The 16,740-nt window shown below is 50.3% G+C and carries 9 protein-coding genes; 6 read left to right on the top strand and 3 right to left on the bottom strand.

Annotated features, from left to right (window positions below):
• Positions 1-36 precede the first annotated feature (36 nt).
• Positions 37-813: a carbohydrate-binding family 9-like protein gene (locus VGN67_RS18360; RefSeq protein ID WP_327488319.1), complete on the top strand. Its 777-nt coding sequence runs from the start codon at positions 37-39 to the stop codon at positions 811-813.
• 26 nt (positions 814-839) lie between these two features.
• Here VGN67_RS18360 and VGN67_RS18365 read toward each other — a convergent pair whose 3' ends face one another.
• The 3 genes from VGN67_RS18365 to VGN67_RS18375 all read right to left on the bottom strand — a co-directional run bounded on the left by VGN67_RS18365 (position 840) and on the right by VGN67_RS18375 (position 8,166).
• Positions 840-3,278, bottom strand: a complete 2,439-nt coding sequence (locus VGN67_RS18365) for an outer membrane beta-barrel protein (protein ID WP_327488320.1) — start codon at positions 3,276-3,278, stop codon at positions 840-842.
• Between the two features lie 122 nt (positions 3,279-3,400).
• Positions 3,401-3,904, bottom strand: a complete 504-nt coding sequence (locus VGN67_RS18370; RefSeq protein ID WP_327488321.1) for a hypothetical protein — start codon at positions 3,902-3,904, stop codon at positions 3,401-3,403.
• A gap of 83 nt (positions 3,905-3,987) precedes the next feature.
• Positions 3,988-8,166, bottom strand: coding sequence for a hybrid sensor histidine kinase/response regulator transcription factor (locus VGN67_RS18375; RefSeq protein ID WP_327488322.1), 4,179 nt, complete (start codon positions 8,164-8,166; stop codon positions 3,988-3,990).
• A 380-nt stretch (positions 8,167-8,546) separates the two neighbouring features.
• Here VGN67_RS18375 and VGN67_RS18380 point away from each other — a divergent pair, with 380 nt between their 5' ends.
• The 5 genes from VGN67_RS18380 to VGN67_RS18400 all read left to right on the top strand — a co-directional run bounded on the left by VGN67_RS18380 (position 8,547) and on the right by VGN67_RS18400 (position 16,733).
• A complete protein-coding gene (locus tag VGN67_RS18380) occupies positions 8,547-9,683 on the top strand; it encodes a hypothetical protein (RefSeq protein ID WP_327488323.1) in 1,137 nt (378 codons plus the stop codon).
• 114 nt (positions 9,684-9,797) lie between these two features.
• The gene (locus VGN67_RS18385; protein ID WP_327488324.1) at positions 9,798-11,042 is read left to right on the top strand and encodes an MFS transporter; all 1,245 of its coding nucleotides are present in this window, start codon (positions 9,798-9,800) and stop codon (positions 11,040-11,042) included.
• A gap of 219 nt (positions 11,043-11,261) precedes the next feature.
• On the top strand, positions 11,262-11,852 hold the full coding sequence (locus VGN67_RS18390) for a sigma-70 family RNA polymerase sigma factor (protein ID WP_327488325.1): 591 nt from the start codon (positions 11,262-11,264) through the stop codon (positions 11,850-11,852).
• Between the two features lie 32 nt (positions 11,853-11,884).
• A complete protein-coding gene (locus VGN67_RS18395) occupies positions 11,885-13,003 on the top strand; it encodes a FecR family protein (protein ID WP_327488326.1) in 1,119 nt (372 codons plus the stop codon).
• Positions 13,004-13,214: 211 nt separating this feature from the next.
• Positions 13,215-16,733 (top strand): TonB-dependent receptor, encoded by a 3,519-nt coding sequence (locus VGN67_RS18400; RefSeq protein ID WP_327488327.1) that lies wholly within the window; start codon positions 13,215-13,217, stop codon positions 16,731-16,733.
• Positions 16,734-16,740: the final 7 nt, after the last annotated feature.

Genomic DNA, 16,740 nt, shown 5'->3' on the forward strand with positions numbered 1-16,740 from the left:
AAGTACTTTGCTTTTAGTACAAATGGAGTAGAAAGAATGACCTCAACCCAAGTACTTTATCGTAACCTCAGCCTTAAATTGAAAAAGACCATTACCTGCCACGGGGTAGGGCTGCTGGCGTTGCTGTGCGGACTGCTTATCACTTCCCCGCCTGCTTTAGCTACGCCCGACTCGCTGCTCACCGTAAGGAAAACACCCGACTTTGAGGTGAACGGAAAGGGGACCCACACCAACTGGTCCCGGGCCGAATGGTTCACCTTGACGCAACAACGCGCAGCCGGTCCCCAATTGACTACCCGCGCCAAGGTACTTTACTCAGCTACCGGCATGTACTTCCTGATGGAATGTGAAGACCGAAAGCTGACGGCCACCCTGACGGAAGACTTCGCTGACCTGTACAATGAAGACGTGGTGGAAGTATTCCTGTGGACAGACCAGTCGGTGCCGGTGTACCTCGAGTACGAACTTTCGCCGCTGGATTACGAGCTGCTTATCATGGTACCTAACATTGAGGGGAAATTTTACGGCTGGCGGCCCTGGCACTACGAAGGAGCCCAGAAGGTACGGCACGCGACCAGCGTACAGGGCGGGGAGAAGAAGTCAGGGTCAGCTATCACTGGCTGGACTGCGGAGTTCTTTATTCCGTATAGTGTCATGAAACCCATTGTGCTGGCCCCTCCTACTCCGGGTACCCGCTGGCGCGGCAACCTGTACCGCATCGACTACGACGCGGGCATGTCGGCCTGGTCGTGGCAAAAGACCCGGACCAACTTCCACGACTACCAGCGCTTTGGTACCTTTGTTTTTGAGTAACAGGACGTCCTGGTGAAGCTCACCCGTTAATTTGTCCGGCGGGTTTCCTCTTCCGAGCCGATACTACGTTGCCGGGCACCCTTTACCTGCTGATTGCCAAAAGAATAGGTTAAATTTAGCATAACAATACGCGTATCAAACGTCAGAACTCCGTTTTGGGTACCTGTAGGGGTAGAGACCGAGGGCCTGAAACGGTTGGTATGGAATACATCCTGCACGCTGAGTTTGAGTTTCATAACCGATGTTACAACCTTTTGTACGCCCGTATCCATTGCCCCCAGCCAGGGTGAACGCCAGATTCCATTAACGGCCGGTGTACTTATCCACCCGTTGAGTTCGGCGGTCCACCCTTTGCCAAAGGTAAAGGCGTTGTTACTGTTCAAACGTCCCGCCACGTTCTGAATTTGCAGGAGCGTACCTTCATAGTCGTACTGAAAATGGTTATAATAACCCAGTACATTGGTCTGAACCTGCCAGCCTTTCAGTACGGTCATTGGCCAGCTCAGCGTCAGCGTATAACCCCGGGATTGACCCAGATTTTCGGTCGTTACAAACGATTTGTTGCCCTCTACGGCATGGATCGTAAAAAACATCAGGTCGGTGGTATAGTTGGCTGCCAGGGAAGCAAAGACGCCGTTTTGCATACTTAGCTTGCCTTCTACTGCGTGCGTAAACTGTGGCTTCAGGTAGGGATTGCCTTCCGAATAGGCAAACGGGTCTACATAGCCCCGGGCCGGGTTAAGGTTCTGGTAGTTGGGACGGTCGATCCGGTGGCTGTACGATAGGGTCAGGGTCTGCTTTGGAGACAAGGGACGGGATACAAACAGGCTCGGAAACCATTTTAAATAGTTGCGAACCACGACTTGTTCCAGCGACAGCGAATTGCCTTCCGAATGGGTATGCTCCGCCCGCAAACCCGCCTGCACCTCAATCTTTGGTCCCTCTCCACGTCCTAGTTTGCCCGCAACGCTAACGTAACCGGCATTGATTCGTTCGGTGTACTGAAAATGATTGGACAATAACGGGTCGGGTACCAGTACTCCATCCCGCCCCATGCTTAGTTGCATGTCATTATCAGTTTTGACGGAGGCGGTTTTTAGCCCAGTCTCAAATTTCCAGCCGTTTGCGAGCGACCGGTTGTAGTCGACTTTCGCCGTACGGATATCTACCGTAGTAGGTTGCGTAATCAATAAATTTTCGGCGGGCAGAGTTACATCGCCGATAGCCACGAGCGTTTTGGTCATCAGGCTGTTAGAATATTCACGACTAAAATGCCCCCGGTCAAGATCAGCGGAAAGCGTCCCCCCTTTTTCCCCAAAGGTATGTTGTAGATTGATATTTCCGATCTGGTTTTGAGAAAGCGAATTATACGTTTTATCAGTATGAGTTTGCAGGTAGACGGGGCCAGTCGCTGTCCGTCGAAAACTGGATTGGGCCGGACCCACCTCGCGGTGATCAGACCAGAAACCCGTCCACACTGCACCGATCGTCGTGTTCTTACCGGGAGAAAAATCAAATCCGACTTTGGCATCCTGCCCCAGGTCACGAAATTTTAAATAAGAGTATTGCTCAACCAGGTTCCGCTGTACAATTCCGGCCTGTGTATTATCAGGCTGGTTTCGATTCAGTACAAAATCCCAGTAATTTCCGCCTCTATTCAAGCTGTAATTACCAAACAAGTTCAATTTTTGGGTCCGGTTGTTCAGTTGAATGCTCCCCCGTTGCCGGTCAAACCGCCCCGACCCACCTGCGATGGAGGCCGTCCCATTTGTACCCAGGGCCATGTTTTTTTTGAGACGAATATTAATTATGCCCGAATTTCCCGCTGCATCGTATTTGGCAGAGGGGTTTGTGATCAGCTCGATCTTATCAATATTATCACTCGACATGCTTCGCAGCATAGCAATGACATCCTGAGCGGAAAGGTACGTCTGCTTGCCGTCTATCTGCACAATGACCCCCTCCTTTCCCCGGAGCTGCAGCCGCTCGTTCTGGTAATCGACCGTTACACCGGGTGCCTTTTCCAGTACTTCCAGCGCGGTGCTACCACTGCTCACGATACTATTGGCCACGTTCAGGATGGTACGGTCCAGCATTTGTTCCACAAAGGGCCGTTTGGTAGCGACCTGAACCTCCGCTAGTTCGGTGGCTGACTCGGACAATACCAGAGCCGGGAGTTGTAAAGACTCCTTATTCACTTCGATATTTTCGGAATAGGCATTCTGAAACCCAACGCCATGGGCAGAATAATGGTACTTGCCAGCCAGAATGTTCTCAAATTCAAAATCTCCCCGATCATTCGTTGCGGTAGCCTTCACCAGGGTAGAGTCAAGGGTAAAGAGCGTTACTGAAATGAAAGCCATTCCCTGGGCCTGTCCGTCGATGATCTTTCCTTTCAGGGTAGTTTGTGCGTGTACATGTCCGAGTGCTACCGATGCGACGAGTATGTAGAGGAGTATTTTCATATTAAAATGTGGTAAAAGTGGTTCCTATATTTTTTAGAAAACCGACAGGCGAGAACGTAGCTATCGCTACCTTGCACCTCTTCAGCTAGCCAGATTTTTGATAAGGGTCGGTTACCAGCGATCTATTTTACCCGTTGCCAGGTTTCTGCAATGGAGTTCCCATTGGCTAAGGTACCCCTCACGGTCATGGTATCTCCCGATAGTTCCACCTGCAGGCGCTTTTCAGCCTGGTACAACTCCTCCACCTGGGCTGGTGTGGTATTGCAGGTTTTATAGGCGGCAGTGCGAAAGTCGGCTCCCACGCCCTGCAAAAAATCAACTTTTTCGGTGCAGATATTCTCCCCCAGGCTGTAGCTCCCTCCTGCCGTTGAAATCACTTCTTTGGTCGTGGCACAATGGTAGGTCCAGCTGTAATGCGAGGGCGTAATGGTTTTAAGGCAAACTTTATCCGGAGCAAGTGTTTGCGGAAGACCCACATAATTATAGGAGATCAGTGTCCAAGTACCCACTAGTCCGGCAGCCACCGAATCCGGTTGGGAAGCAGGTAAAGCCGCTGAACTGGTGAAACTAAAGAATGCCAGTAGCATGCCTGCTACTAAGGGTTGAGCTTTGAAGTAGGATTTCATAGTCGTAAAGTTTTGCGTTGATTACTGATTGCAAACTTCACTTTTCGCTATTCAAAAGGCTGTCTTTATCGTGCCAATTCCTGTCAGGATTGTGCCACCTGCTTTTGCAGGTACTCAGAAGGGGTCATTTGATAACTTTCTTTAAAGCTTTGGCTGAAATAAGAGGGACTCTCAAAGCCTACCTGGTAAGCTACCTGCGCAATCGGCTGACCTGCTTTCAGGAGCTCAGTAGCCCGCCTGAGCCGGTACTGCCGGATCACCTCATTTGGTGTCAGGCCCGTCAGAGTACTTAGTTTCCGGTAGAGCGTTCTCCGGCTGATGGTGACGGCCTGGGCCAATTGGTCCACATCAAACTGGGTATTGTCCAGTTGCGCTTCAATCGCCGAGTAGAGCGCCAGCAGGAACGTATCCTGTGGGGTAGCTTCAACCGGCGCAGGTTCAGGATTTGCATTAGCGGAGGCTCCGGCCAGGTGCTGCCGGTAGTACTGGCGCAACTTCTGCTGATGGCTCACTATATTCCGTAAGCGTAAGTGCAACTCCTGAGGATGAAACGGCTTGGTCAGGTACTCATCGGCGCCTTGCACCAGACCTGCCAGTTTGCTCTCCTGAGCCGCTTTCGCCGTTAGCAGTACCACGGCAATGTGGTTAGTCGCCGGGGTGGTCTTGATGAGCTCCGTCAGGGTGAAGCCATCCATTTCGGGCATCATGACGTCACTAATCACCACCTCGGGTAATTCCTGTTGCACCCGTTCCCAGCCTTCCTTCCCATTCGCCGCAGTAAGTACCCGGTACGACGCCGAAAGTTCATTGGCGATAAAGGCCCGCAACTCCGCGTGATCCTCGACCACCAGCACTAAGGGCGCCTCCGGATCAGCCGTTAAACCGGGATGGACTTTACCGGAGTCAGGTACTTGTCCTTCATGGGTTTCCGGAAGAGAAGTTGAAATGGGTAACGGAGTAGTGGCGTCAGTATCGCCTGGAATAGCCTCCTCCATGGGCAGGCTCACCCGGAAGCGGGTACCGCTCCCCAATTTACTCTCTACGTTAATCTGGCCGCTCAGCAGGGTAACCAGTTCCCTGACCAGGGAAAGCCCCACGCCGGTACCTTCAAAAGCCCGGGTAGACGAAGCATCTGCCTGATAGAAGCGATCAAAGATATAAGGTACCTGATCGGCGGCCATACCAATGCCCGTATCCGCTACCGTAAGTTGCACCTCCTTTTGAACAGGAGAATCCTGGGGTTGACTCTGCCTCATGTCAAGTGCTACGGAGACCGTTCCCCCGGCAGGCGTAAATTTAAGTGCATTGGATACGAGATTGCCCACAATCTTGCCCCATTTGTCTGCATCAAAGAGCCACTCCTGCTGCCCCAACCGGGCATCATAGTGCAGCGTGATGCCCTTTTCCTCGGCGGAATACCGGAAAGAGTCCACCAGTTGTCCGGTAAATTCAGCGACATTACCCCGGGAGGCGCTGGTGGACATACTCCCCGCTTCCAGTTTAGACAGGTCAAGTAATTGATTGATCAGCTGAAGCAGTTGGCGGGCATGCCGACCAATGAGCGATAAGCGCTGTTGATGGCGCGGCTCGGTGACCTCCCGGAGCAGTTGCTCGGCGGGCGAAAGGATCAGGGAGAGAGGGGTACGGAGCTCATGGGTAATATTGGCAAAAAAGCGCGATTTTAGCTCATCCACCGCTTTTAGCTGCTCAGCTTCCCACTGCTGGCGTTCTAGGGTCTGGCGTTCCCGTTCCCGCTGGAGCCGGAAACGAATATACCCTACCAGAAGAATTATAAACGCCAATCCGTAGCAAGTATAGGCCCACCAGGTACGCCAGAAGGGGGGATGAATAATGAGCGTAAGCGAAGTACCTTTATCGTTCCATACCCCATCGTTGTTCGCCGCTTTGACTCGGAAGGTGTACGTGCCGGGGCCAATGTCGGTATAGCTGGCCAAATGCCGGGTACCGCTATAGACCCAATCTGGATCAACTCCATCCAACCTATACGCATACTGGTTCTTTTGCGGGTTGCGGTAATTGAGGGCGGCAAACTGAATGGAAAAAAAGTTCTGGCTGTGTGCCAGTTCAATAACCGTGTCTTCCTGTATGCCAGGCAGAGGCTGATCAAACACGCGAAACTGAGTAATAACTACGGGAGGGATGTAACGATTCAGGGGCAGTTGAGCCGGATCAAAGGCGTTAAGTCCGTTAATGCCCCCAAAGTACAGCCTACCATCTCGGGCCTTCAGATAAGCAGCTACAGGTTGAGAACCGATTAGCTGATTGCTTTGCAGGCCGTCCTGGGCATCAAAGGCGGTGAAGGTGCGGGTGGCTACATTGAAGCGAGCGAGCCCTTTGTTGGTACCCAGCCACAGATTTCCCAAATCGTCTTCCAGGATGGAATATACCGAATTACTGGGCAGGCCATCCCGCTGCGTATAGGTGGTGAAGGTTTGCTTCTGGTGATCGAACCGGCTAAGACCACCTGCTTTGGTACCAAACCACAGGTTTCCCCTTGAATCTTCGTAGATACACTGCACAATAACCGACGGAATGCTGGTCGTATCGCCTGGAATAGGTTTGTAATGGGTAAAGGTGCCCGTCCGTTCATTGAATCTGGTTAAAGCGACGCTGCGGCTGCCAATCCAGAGATTACCCAAGCGGTCTTCCAGCAGGGCAATAGCCGGATAATCACTCAACCCGTTGGGATTGCCCGGATCGTGGCGGTAGTGCATTATGGTTCCGGTTCGTTGATCAAGGCTTTTGATACCGTTGGTCGTGCCCAGCCAGAGCAGACCATCCCGGTCTTCATAAAACGTAAATATCCGGTCGCCGCCCAACTCGGGCAAACCCGTTCGGGATGCGACAAAAGGCCGAAATGTTCCCGTTTTCGGGTTAAGTACCGAAAGCTTGCCATTACTATACCCTTGTTGGGTAGCTACCCAAAGAGTACCCCGCGTGTCTTCAAATAAGGCGCTCACACTATTACCTGGCAAACTGTTTGGATCAGATGGGTCGTGCTGGAAACGGGTAAAGGTACCTGAATGCTTGTCGAAGCGGTTTAAACCACCTTCCTGTGTACCTACCCAAATGTTGCCCTGTTTGTCTTCACAAAGGGCTGTAATGTCATTATGACTCAACGAAGACGCATCGAATGGGTTACGCTGGTAGAGCAGAAAAGGTTTGGGTGTAGCATCCAGTTTTTGAACGCCGCTGCCGTAGGTACCTATCCAAAGAATTCCTGACCGGTCTACGAGCAGTCCAACGATCTGATTACTACTCAGACTGGTAGGATCCGCAGGCTGGTGCAGATAGCGGGTGAAATGGGTTCGCTGTGGGTCCAGTTTACGTAAGCCGCCATTGAAGGTACCTATCCATAAATTTCCGGCTTTATCCTCAGCAATGGAATTTTGGCTGGTAAAGTTACCGTTTGAGGGAAGAGTGGAATCATTCGGTATAGTTGTAAACTTTCCTGAACGACGATCAAAACGACTCAGTCCCTGATCTGTACCCACCCACAGGACACCCGCACTGTCTTCAAAAATACTGGACACAATATTGTTATTCATCCTGCCGGGCTGTGCAGGTTGGTGTACATAGCGCTTAAAATGAATACCCGGTTTTCCCTTCACAAGCTGATGTAACCCGGTAGAGTTGCCGATCCAGAGGGTACCCTGCCGATCCTGGTAAATACACCCAATAGCATCGTGGATGGCGGCTACCCCGATAGCTCCTTCCTGCTGCCGGTAGCCTAAATCAATGGGCGGTGAATACTGCTCCGTCCGGGGGTTAAACTGGCGTAATTCACCGGCCCAGTTGCCGATCCACATCATGCCGGTGGCATCCTGATTAATGGCCGAAACAGCACGAAGTTTGGGAACAAAACTTCCCGTAGAAGTAACCGCGTAGCGGGTAAAGGTTTCAGTACGCGGATCAAATTTACACACCCCGCCCTCCGGGGTTCCAATCCATAACTGTCCCTGTTTATCCTCCCAAAGCGCCATAATTTCGTTTTGGGGTATGGAAGCTGTATCGTGTGGAGTAAGCTGGTAGGTGGTAAAGGTATACCCATCGTACTTATTTAGCCCGTCCTGGGTACCAAACCAGAGATACCCTTTGTGGTCCTCAAGCAGGCACGAGATGGAGTTATGGGACAAACCATCATTAATGGTCAGCTGCTCAAAGCCAACCTTCTGCGCTTGTAGATAAAGGGGTAAGATCCATAAGCAGCAAATACCCAGAAAGAGAAAAAGCAGTCGCATAGGCTTAAACCCTGTATAGTGGTTAAGTTAATAAATAATCCCATTATTGTATAGTACCCTGACGTACTCTTTAAAAATCAGGCTTTTGAAAAATTGTAAATTCAGCCAGTCGGACGAGATTGGGGCGCATTTAACGTAAAAAAATTGCTGATTATTGATGGGTTAATTACCAGGTAAAGTAAGGAACCTCCTTATTTTGGAAGTATAGAACGATCAATGTGGTGGCTTTTCTTATCACCTATATTTTTTTCAATACGATTACCTGCTGGTCGTGGCAGAAGACCCGTACCAACTTCTACGACTACCAGCGCTTTGGTACGCTGGTGTTTGAGTAGAAGCCAGTCCCTTAAGACCTTACTTACAATAAAACCGGCCTGTCAATGAAAAAGAATCTTCTCCTTACCCTTTGGGTAGGACTTTCGCTCCTGCTGATGGCTGCCCTGCCCGCAGCATTTAACCCAGGTACAGTACCCAAAGTGCCTGCCGCAAAGGTGAGCCGGTACCTGTACGTGGCTACCCCCGGCGTCCGAAACTACCTCGAGTACGGAGGGCACGGGCTGCTGGTGTACGATATAGATAATAATTATCGGCTTGTCAAACGTATTCCTACCTATGGGCTGGCTGATAACGGCAAACCCAGCAACGTGAAGGGAGTAGGTGTAAGCCTGGCTACCAACTGCATTTATATTACTACCCTGGAAGCGCTGCAGTGCATTGACCTCACCACCGAGAAACTCCTCTGGGAGAAGAAATACGAAGGTGGCTGCGACCGGCTGGCCATTTCGCCCGATGGTAAAACCATTTACCTGCCTTCTCTGGAGAAAGAACACTGGAACATTGTTGATGCTAAAACCGGCGATGTAATCAAGAAACTGGAAACCAACTCAGGTGCCCATAACACCCTCTACGGTCCGGATAATAATAAAGCCTACCTGGCTGGCCTCCGCACGCCCACTCTGGGCGTTGCCGATACCCGCACGCATACCGTCACCAAACAGGTAGGTCCGTTTAGCGCCGCCATCCGGCCCTTTACCATCAACGGCCGCCAGACCCTCTGCTTTGTCAATGTCAATAACCTGCTGGGATTTGAAGTAGGCGATATGGTAAGCGGGCAGAAGCTGCATCAGGTGGTGGTGCAGGGCTTTGAGAAAGGACCGGTGAAGCGGCACGGCTGTCCCAGTCACGGCATCGGCCTCACCCCCGACGAAACCGAAGTGTGGTTGGCGGACGCCTATAACCAGCGGATGCACATTTTTGACGCTACCGTCATGCCACCCCGACAAGTACACAGCGTGGCCCTGCGCGACCAGCCCGGCTGGATTACCTTCAGCCGGGACGGAAAGCACGCCTATCCTTCCACGGGTGAGGTGGTTGATGTAAAATCCCGACGCATCATTACCGCCCTCCAGGACGAACAGGGCAATCCAGTGCAAAGCGAGAAAATGGTGGAAATTCATTTTAACGGTAAGAAACCCGTACAGGCGGGAGACCAGTTCGGGATTGGCCGAGTCCTTTAACCAGAAAAACAGTCCCAAAGGAATTTACTAAAAAAGTAAGGGTAAAAAGCCGGAGGTAAGTCTTGCTATAAATATCTTTACTGCTTCCTGTAAAAAACCCTACCAATATTTTTAATGAATACTACGCTCCAAACGAATCGTTCCGCTGCCTCCCATCTGTTAAGTGTACCCGTCATTGTAGCAGCCTTGGGGTACTTTGTGGATATCTATGATCTGCTGCTTTTTGGAATTGTGCGCATTCCCAGCCTTTTATCTTTGGGCCTTTCCGAAGAGGCGGTTTCGACCGTGGGCGCCAGTATCCTCAACTGGCAAATGACCGGCCTGCTGCTGGGAGGCATACTATGGGGGGTACTGGGTGATAAAAAAGGACGGCTTTCGGTCCTTTTTGGCTCCATTGTAACCTACTCCCTGGCTAATATCGCCTGTGGGTTTGTGCAGGACCCCACCACCTACAAGGTACTTCGGTTCATAGCCGGCGTGGGGCTGGCCGGTGAGTTAGGGGCCGGTATCACGCTGGTATCCGAAATTTTACCCCGCGAACTTCGCGCCATAGGTACTTCGCTGGTAGCGGGTATTGGCCTGCTGGGGGCGGTAGTAGCCTATTTTACCGTTGAGTTTTTTGACTGGCGCAATGCCTACTTCATCGGCGGTGGACTGGGCATAGCCCTGCTGCTGCTGCGGGTGGGGGTATTCGAGTCCGGTATCTTTGAGCAGGTAAAAGGGCAAAAACACGTGGAGAAGGGCAACTTCTTTTCCCTCTTTACCAATCGGGACCGGCTGATCCGGTACTTGAAGTGCATTGGTATGGGACTACCCACCTGGTTTGTGATAGGTATTCTGGCTACTTTCAGCAATGAGTTTGGCAAAGCGCTGGGCATAGCCGAAACGGTAAAACCGGGCCTCGCCATCATGTGGTGTTACGTGGGCCTTTCGGTCGGCGACTTATCCAGCGGGCTCATCAGCCATGCCCTTAAATCCCGCAAAAAGGCCGTGACCCTGTTCATGTTATTTACCTTCTGCATTAGTGTGGCCTACCTCTACGCGGGCGTTAACACTGCCGGTCAACTATACTTACTTTCCGGATTGCTGGGCTTGGGTATTGGCTACTGGGCCATGTTTGTGACCATTGGAGCCGAGCAATTTGGGACTAATCTGCGGGCTACTGCCGCCACAACCATCCCAAACATGGTACGCGGTACGGTGGTACTTATGACCACTCTGTATGGTACTTTCAAGGGACCTTTGTCTATTATTGATGCCGGTGCCATGGTAGGTGTGATATGCTTTACCATCGGCTTCTATTCCATCCTGACCATCGAGGAAACCCACGGCCGCGACCTGGATTTTATCGAAGAGTAAAAAATAATTTTTTGAATCTAACACCTAACTAAAGGCCCCTGGAATCCTATCAGGTGGCCTTTTTGCATTTTTAGCCTACTATTTTCGGCTACAAATAACTCATTCTGAAAATATTTTTAGAAAAAACAGGATTAAAAACCAGTCTTTTCTCCATTAGTACCTAGAAAGCATCCAATTATTACAAAGACCAGAAAGTCATTCTACAAAGCTGCGACGGTGGTGATAGCAAAAAAGCCCAATGATGTTCTTTGGAACGCCTTTCGTCAAGGTGACCATGATGCTTTTCAGCAGATATACCGGCTATACGCCAAAGAATTACTGAGCTATGGGTATAAGGTCACTGGCAATGTTCAACTCATTGAAGACAGTATTCACGACTTGTTTATTGAGTTGTGGCAAAGTCGCACTCAATTGAGTGAAACCGATTCCATCAAATTTTACCTGTACCGGTCCCTGCGCAACAAGATAGTACGGGCTCAAAGCCAGGATAGGCTGTACCAGGCTGCCGACGTGGATAGGGTGGGAGAAAATCAGGATGAATTTTCCATTGAAAAGCATCTCATTGAACTCGAAGGTCACGAACAGCTACTCAGGCAACTCCGAAAAAGCTATGAACTACTGAGTCCCCGTCAGAAGCAGGCCCTGGACCTGAGGTTTACCCATCATTTTAGCAACGAGGAAATCGCTGAAATCATGGGCATCAACTACCAGTCGGCTTGTAAGTTTATTTATTCAGCTCTGAAAGTACTACGAGAAACGGTGCGTATATTTTGCCTAAGCCTGATTGCTTTTGGTAGCGACTTCCTATAACCCCCGGGATACCATGATACCTATTCAAGCATTTGTCATATACTCACGACCGTGACCTGTTTCCGAAAATGAACTACTACCAATATAGCGCCGAAGATTTTGCTGCCGACGATGACTTCAAAGCCTGGGTCCACGAACCTACCTCTGAGACAAATGCATTTTGGCAGGGGTTTCTGAAAGAATATCCCGAGCGGTTTTACCAGATTGAGGAGGCCAAACGTCTGATACTGGGATTGAATCATATTCAAAAAGAAGAGGTTTCGGATTGGCAGGTAGAGCGAATATGGTCCCGGATTGATACTTCCATTGCCACGAGCCAGACAAGTACCAAACAACGGTGGTTAAACTGGGGAATGAGTTGGAAAGTAGCGGCTGTCGTCCTGGTGGTAGCCGGAGCGGTCTGGCTGGCCCAGCCCTCACTTTTGAAAAAGGAAATAGCCTTACCGGAGTTAGGCGTAAAAACTTCTCCTGAGTGGACAGAAGCCGTCAATGAGAACGACAAAACCATGCTTATTCAATTGGCTGACGGCAGCACCATCCAACTTGATAAGAATAGCCGGCTCAAGTACCCAAAGGAGTTTACCGAGAGCAACCGGGAAGTATACCTGACGGGGGCCGCCTTTTTTGACGTTCAGAAAAATCCGGATAAGCCGTTTCTGGTTTATTCCAATGGCTTGATTACCAAGGTACTGGGCACCAGCTTTTATGTGCAGGCCCACACCGAGGCCCCCGATGTGAGGGTATCGGTCCGGACGGGTCGTGTGTCTGTTTATGCCGATAAGCCCAGCCCCACCCAGGATCCCGAAGCAAACGGCGTAGTACTTACTCCCAATCAAAAGGCTATTTACCAGCGCAAAGAAGCGACCATCAGTAAGGTACTTGTTGAAAAGCCCATACTGTTAATTCCAAAAACGCAGCTAAACTTGTTCGCTTTTGAGGCGGCTTCGGCCAGCCAGGTATTTACTGCGCTGGAAAAAGCCTATGGCATTGAGGTAGTGTATGACGAAGAACTACTCAAACACTGCTCCCTGACCATTAACCTATCCGAAGAAAACTTATTTCAAAAGCTGGAAGTAATCTGCAAGGTACTTGGGGCGCAGTACAAGCTCATTGACGGGCAGGTTATTCTATACAGCAAAGGCTGCGATTAAGTGGCCCCTGGTTTTTCTGTTAATACTTAAACGCCCTTAGTTATGAAATGAAACTTCCACTATTCCTAACCTGAAAACAAAAGCACCGGTAGTGTTGCGAGCGCTACCGGTGCAGTTTCCCCCTCTTTGATTTATCCGATCATGTGACGTCTGTTTCCAGATGTACAGGGAGGTGTTTTTGCTTATTTTATCACAAAAACAATTAAAACTAATGAAAAAATTACTACGTTTCAAACTACTCTTTTACCACCTCATGAAAATATCACTGATACAATGCCTTCTGGCGGTGATTTTTGCGGGTGCATCCCTGGCGCGTGAAGCCTCTGCCCAGGAGCTGCTGCAGATGCGGGTGAATTTGAAAATACAAAACCAGGAGGTACGTCAGGTACTGACGGCCATTGAACGACAAACGAAGGTCAAGTTTGCCTACCGGCCTAAACTTGTACCGGCCAGTCAGCGGATTACCATTACCAGTACCAACGAGTCACTAGCCGAAGTACTGGACAAAATAACCCGCCCCCTGCAACTGAAATACGAGGTCGTAGGCCAGCAGATTATCCTGAGCCCCCGGCCCGACTCCAATTCCTCTTCCTCCATCAATTTGCTCCAGCGCTCGGTTACAGTACCGGCCGACCGCCGTATAACGGGCCGTGTCACCGACGAAACCAACACCGGACTACCGGGGGTTAGTATAATCGTAAAGGGAACTTCCCGTGGTACAACCACCAACGTAAATGGCGACTTTGACCTGAATGTACCTGAAAATAACCCGGTTTTAGTGATCAGTTTTGTGGGGTACCTGACCCAGGAGATTGTGGTGGGAGATCAATCCCGGGTTATCGTATCGCTGAAAGCAGATACCAAGTCGCTGGAGGAGGTGGTAGTGGTGGGATACGGTACCCAGAAAAAAGGGAATGTAACGGCGGCAGTTACCAGTATTAAATCCAAGGATATCCAGAACCAAATTACCAAAAATCCATTGGAGGCCATGGCCGGACAGTTGGCAGGAGTCAGCGTAACGCAGGGTACCGGAAGGCCAGGAGCCAATCCGGTAGTCAGAATTCGGGGAGCGGGATCTATTAGCGCGGGAAATGCGCCCCTGTACGTGGTGGACGGAATGCCTTTGGAAGATGCATCGGCCTTTACGCAGATAAGTCCGAATGATATTGAATCCATAGATGTATTGAAAGACGCCGCATCTGCCGCTATCTATGGCTCACGTGGGGGAAATGGCGTGGTACTTATCACTACGAAAAAGGGGAAAGCCGGACAGGCCAAAATAGACTTTAACTACTATACGGGCATTCAGCAAGTCACCAAAAAAATTGATATGCAGAATAGGGATCAGCATATCCGGCTGATCAAAGATGGTGTTCTGTTAAGATGGACTGAGGCGGGAGGAGATCCCACTATACCTAACGGACAAAGGATCAGGAATGGCTCAAAGACGAATTACAACTATCCGGATTTCTACGATGATATCACTAACGTACCTGACACCGACTGGCAGGATCAGGTTTTTAGGGATGCTCCCATTTCTAACTACCAACTCTCCGGGCAGGGAGGTACCGACAAGGTACGGTTTTACCTTTCAGGCAACTACTTCACCCAGGATGGTATCATTAAAGCCACCGATTTCAAACGGTACTCAGCGAGGGTAAACGTAGAAGCTGATCTTACAACCTTTTTCCGGGTGGGCACCAACCTGATGCCTTCTTACACGAAGGAAAACATCCGCAACACGGATGGCCATTTTACGTCCGGGGGAGGCGCAGTACTCCAGTTGGCCCTACTGATGCCCCCTACCATCCCCCCACGGTACGAAGACGGACTGTATGGACAGGCGCTGGGTAACCCCGAATATCAGATTTACGCAGGTCCCATATTTTCGCCCCTGCCCATCCTGGAAGATCCTAATTACATTGATAACGCGGAGACCATCCGTATGATCGGAACGGCTTACGCTGAACTTGAGCCAATCAAAGACCTGAAAATACGGACTTCCTTCGGTGCCAATACCCGCAACTACACTGAGAACTTTTACCGCCCATCCACCGTCAGCATAGGGGGCTCAGCGGCCTCTACGCCCGGTCAGCCTAACCCCGTTCAGAGTCATATTGCCAGTAACGTTTCTAGATTCCAGAGCATAAACTATGCCTGGGAAAACACAGCCACCTACCAGAAAATCTTCGGCAGCATCCATGATTTCTCATTTTTGGCTGGTTACTCTGTGCAGAAGACAACCAGTGAAGGCATAACGGCCGTGGGACAAACGGGAACCTTCGAAAATGATCAGACACAGTACGTCACGGGTGCCGCCACCATTTTTGGCAATGGATCAAAAGAGCAGTGGTCGTTGCTTAGCTACCTCGGGCGGGTGAATTACACTCTGAAAGACCGCTACCTCTTTTCAGCTTCCATTCGCCGGGATGGGTCGAGCCGTTTTGCTACTAATAATAAGTGGGCTGTTTTTCCTTCTGCTTCGGTTGGGTGGCGGCTGTCAAGCGAACCTTTCATGCAAGCTCTGGGTGATTTTCTAAATGAGCTTAAAATTCGGGCAAGCTACGGTGTGACCGGCAACTTCAATATCGGAAATTACCGTTGGCAGGCGACCCTCTCGAAGGAAAATTACAATTTTGGCTTGGGCACGGGTGCTCTCGCTGCGGGCTACGCGCCGGGGAATTTCGCCAATCCGGACCTCACCTGGGAAACCAACAAGCAAACCGACATCGGGATAGACGCGGCAATACTCAAAAGCCGGATTGGCTTTTCGATAGATTATTACCATCGAATCACAGACGGTCTGCTCTATTCCATCCCTGTTCCTGCCATTAGTGGCTTTACTTCCACTTTTGGAAATGTAGGAGAAGTACAAAACAAAGGAATCGAGCTGGAGCTCAATACGGTCAATACAATTGGTGAATTCAAATGGACTACGAGTCTTAATGTTTCCCACAACCGCAATAAGGTACTGAGCCTGGGGCTGAACAATGAGCCTATCCGGGAAATAAGCGAAAATACTATTACTCAAATTACTGAGGTTGGCCAGCCAATGGCGCAATTCTATGGCTACAAGACCGATGGAGTATTTATGAACCAAACCGACCTGGATGCCAATCCGGCGATGAAATACAACGCTTCGGCCCGTCCGGGGGACATCCGGTTTGTCGATGTGAACGGTGATGGCACCATAACACCCGATGACCGTACCACCTTGGGCTCACCCTACCCGGACTTCATATATGGAGTTACCAATCGCCTCTCATATAAGAATTTCGACCTGGATATTCAGTTGCAGGGGGTGCAGGGGGGTAAAGTGTTTTTTCTGAACAGTCGCTTCATCGGGGGCGATCGCTTCAACCTTAATGCCCTGGCTGCAACAGCCGACTACTGGCGCTCGGAGAGCGAACCCGGAGACGGCATTACTCCCCGGCTCGGAGCACCCCAAATCACCGCCCATCACGCCTATCGCTTTTTACAGGATGCATCCTATTTAAGAATCAGAAACATTACTCTTGGGTATAATATCCCTAAACAAATTACGGAAAGGGCTCATCTGAATTCCGTACGAATCTACGCCACGGCACAGAACCCGATCACCTTTTCAAAGTACATCGGCTATAATCCGGAAGTAAGTACCAATGGAGAAAGCGTAACAGCACCGGGGATAGACTACGGAGTCTATCCTCTGGCACGAACATTCACGTTGGGAATAAACATTGGCCTTTAAATCTTTT

Source organism: Telluribacter sp. (genome assembly GCF_035998675.1).
In the GTDB taxonomy this organism is placed as follows: domain Bacteria; phylum Bacteroidota; class Bacteroidia; order Cytophagales; family Spirosomataceae; genus Telluribacter.